This window comes from Candidatus Jordarchaeum sp. (assembly GCF_052745115.1).
Genome location: NZ_JBRAKS010000421.1, coordinates 1 through 3,025, shown reverse-complemented (window position 1 = coordinate 3,025; position 3,025 = coordinate 1). Strand labels below are relative to the sequence as shown.

Genomic DNA, 3,025 nt, shown 5'->3' with positions numbered 1-3,025 from the left:
CCGAACACCATCTGGAAGTGTCCTAGATGGGTAAGTTTCGGACAACGGTTCTAGAAAACGTGACTAAATGCAATTATGGTTTCCTGGGATTCATTCGCCTAACCTCTCTTGAGTTCATCAAGGTTCACATTGGCCTTCTCTCCGGTAAGGTTGAACCCACTTCTGCTCATAAGCTTCTGGAAAGGCTTGGGTGTGGAGAAGGATCCGCCTCTACCCTATTCCTTAATGTATTTTTTTGGATATGCATATTTTAGCTCTTTTACTTTGGCATATTCTTTATCGTAACTTAGTAACTCTAACTTTTCCATTACTCCGACAGCGGCATGAAGGCTATCGAAGTAGGTTAATCCTTTATATTTTTCCTTAAGCACCCATGCTTCGCCATGATATGTTGGCTTGATTAATGGTAAAACTATTTCCCGATATTTAAAGACCTCACTTATTTTTGTGTAGAAGGCCTTGATTTCTGTAACAATGATATCTCTCCAGACTTTAGAAGTAGGTCTAACTCTATGAGGGAGTAAGGTGAGAGCTGAATTTCTCCTATAAACTTATCAAGTAGCTTAATAGCCTCAATATGATGCCTATCCTCGGGTGATGTCAGAGCTAGTAGGATATCTGTTTCGATGAGAAACGGCACGGTGCTAGCTTCCCCCTTTAGAGAGTTCACGTTCAGCTATCCTTCGTAGTGTTCTAATCTCTTTTTCAACATCCTTGGTGCCTTTAACAACAAGTTTTTCCAAGGAATTTAAGGGATCTTCAACAGGTTTTATGATGATCTTCTTTCCTTGGACTTCAATCTCAACAATGTTTTTGATGTTTAGTTCCCTTCGAATCCTAGCGGGTAGGAGGATTCTCCCCTTTTTATCAACCTTAGCTAATTCCGCAGTCAAATACTCCCACCAGAAATTTATCCCACTTCCCACTATATAAAATTTCCCACCAAAATATTTTTCTTATAACTACATAGACATAAGGTAATAGGTATACTTCTTGTTTGAGGGTTTTCGATTTTGGGTTGCCGATAAACGAAGCATTAATAGTCTTTTTTCCAAATTCAGAAACATATCATAGGAGTTGGATAAAACAATTTCACAAACCAAACACCAAAAATACATCGAGTAAAAGCGAAGTTTTAGTGACCAGGGATTAGATGATGTATATTCGGGCTACGCAAAATGGTTCGTAGAGGGGCTCTAGTCGGTCGTAGTCCCAGACATAATTTGTAAACATGGCTAGGTACTGGCAGACGGTTGCTACTGGTGAGCATCTCAGCCTGCCGTCGGGGCGTTTTAAAAGGTTTTCGTGGTATGCTCTGAGGCAGCCATCTTTGTATGGACAGTTTGGAAATACGATGTCTATGCTTCCGTCTATATTTTTCTTGTATCCGCATTCGGAGGGGCAGAATTTTATAGCGGTTGCGGCGTCACGAATATTCTTTAACAGTTCGTCTATGTTGAACTCCTGTTTGTCATTATTCGCGTTTCTCTCGGTTTTCAAGCCTTTGGCAAAGGATATTGCCTCAATGGTTGAGCCCGCACCGGTCTGTCCCTGAAACTCGATTTCAGTTTTAGGTTGAGCATAGGGTATCGCTGCACATGGGGTTGGATACCTGTCAGAGATGGACACCAAGTAGTCTATCAGCTCATCCAGTGTTTCAATGTTTTCTGGCGTGGTTTCCCCTATTTTTTGGGCTATAAACTCTAGGGTGTACTTAACGAATTTGGCCGTGAATACTGGGCCGTATATTTTCGCCTCTTCCTCTATTCCTTTTAGTAGAAACTCTGTTGAGGCACGAGGATCAGGCAAGTCGTAGGGGGCCTTCTCAAACATTTTAAACTCAGATAAGTCGGGGGTTTCAATGATTTCCTTTTTTTCAATTATATTTTTTTCATTGCTGTATGAGTTATCCATTAGCAAACTCTCCTGTGAGTGCTCCCATTACAGTTTTACACATTCTATCAAAATTACTGAGATAAACATTAGTTGAATACCACTCCCACCAATCCCTATGCTCTCCGCCCCCATTTTTACCGGCTTCTAGTTCAAGGTCTTTAAACTTCACCTCAACCTCGCCATACCGTTCAGCTCCATAGTTTCCCACACAGATCCATATTTGCTCAGGCGCAACAAATACCCCTGATGAATCCAAAGCAATTAAACCAGTTCCTTCAATCTCTATGGTGAAACTTTCCACTTCTCCTACCATCTCCATTACCAAATCCAAATTATTGTATGACACTCTACGTGACATGTATTCTGCTCCCCCCTCTCCGAAAAATATCTGAAAAGACACCGTATCCACCTTATAGAGCAAAGCCTTCGCTATCCTCTTTAATGCACCAACCAGAATTTTGGGGGTAACCCGGGGAAAACATAGCCAGAACCGGTACATACCAATCACCAATTTTCTTTCTTCTCAATTAATAAACTCCCCCACTAATCATCAAAACTTAGAGTTCTGCAAAAGTGGTCTCAAAAAGTCTACACATTGAGTTAGTCTTAAGAAAAGAAAAAATACAAAACAGAAATCAGGGAAAAGAGCAACTAACCAAACATTGGAGGCCCAGAAGTGGAAGCGAAAACGAATAGACCTTAGATGTAATTATTTTTCATTCAGAAATAGTGCGAAAAATTCTAAAATTCTTCAGAGGTCTCACCGAAAAATGCAAAAACTGTGATAAAAGACGCCTGAAAACAACAAAAATTTCCGAAGGTATTAATTACGCCTAAGGTCTATTATTAAAAGCAAATTAAAATCAAGTTGAACGGATTAAAAAACATTTTAAAGATGGGGAAATCCCTACTTCACTCTAGTTGATGTACTAAGCGAAATCAATGGGAAAATAATCATGCACTAGAAAAGATTATTGCGCAAAGAGAGCAGAGAACGAAGCCCTCTCGGAGAGTCAACTTAATTTTCTTTTTTTAAATATTTTAAATTCCTAAATAAATTTAGTGGAAGAATAAGATGAGAAGGCGCCTTAAGTATGTGGGTTGTTGGGATAGTTCGAAAAGAATAATT

The 3,025-nt window shown here is 39.7% G+C and carries 5 protein-coding genes; 1 reads left to right on the top strand and 4 read right to left on the bottom strand.

The window, feature by feature from the left end; all coding sequences use genetic code 11:
- Positions 1-26: 26 nt before the first annotated feature.
- Positions 27-254, top strand: coding sequence for a hypothetical protein (locus ACUVXA_RS18920; protein ID WP_445872846.1), 228 nt, complete (start codon positions 27-29; stop codon positions 252-254).
- 185 nt (positions 255-439) lie between these two features.
- Here ACUVXA_RS18920 and ACUVXA_RS18915 read toward each other — a convergent pair whose 3' ends face one another.
- The 4 genes from ACUVXA_RS18915 to ACUVXA_RS18900 all read right to left on the bottom strand — a co-directional run bounded on the left by ACUVXA_RS18915 (position 440) and on the right by ACUVXA_RS18900 (position 2,407).
- Positions 440-640, bottom strand: coding sequence for a hypothetical protein (locus tag ACUVXA_RS18915; protein ID WP_445872845.1), 201 nt, complete (start codon positions 638-640; stop codon positions 440-442).
- Between the two features lie 4 nt (positions 641-644).
- Positions 645-893 carry an AbrB/MazE/SpoVT family DNA-binding domain-containing protein gene (locus tag ACUVXA_RS18910; protein WP_445872844.1) on the bottom strand — a complete coding sequence of 83 codons (249 nt, stop codon included), beginning with the start codon at positions 891-893 and terminating at the stop codon, positions 645-647.
- A gap of 256 nt (positions 894-1,149) precedes the next feature.
- Positions 1,150-1,914: a hypothetical protein gene (locus ACUVXA_RS18905; protein WP_445872843.1), complete on the bottom strand. Its 765-nt coding sequence runs from the start codon at positions 1,912-1,914 to the stop codon at positions 1,150-1,152.
- Positions 1,907-2,407, bottom strand: a complete 501-nt coding sequence (locus ACUVXA_RS18900) for a hypothetical protein (RefSeq protein ID WP_445872842.1) — start codon at positions 2,405-2,407, stop codon at positions 1,907-1,909. Before ACUVXA_RS18900 ends, ACUVXA_RS18905 begins: the two co-directional genes overlap by 8 nt.
- Positions 2,408-3,025: the final 618 nt, after the last annotated feature.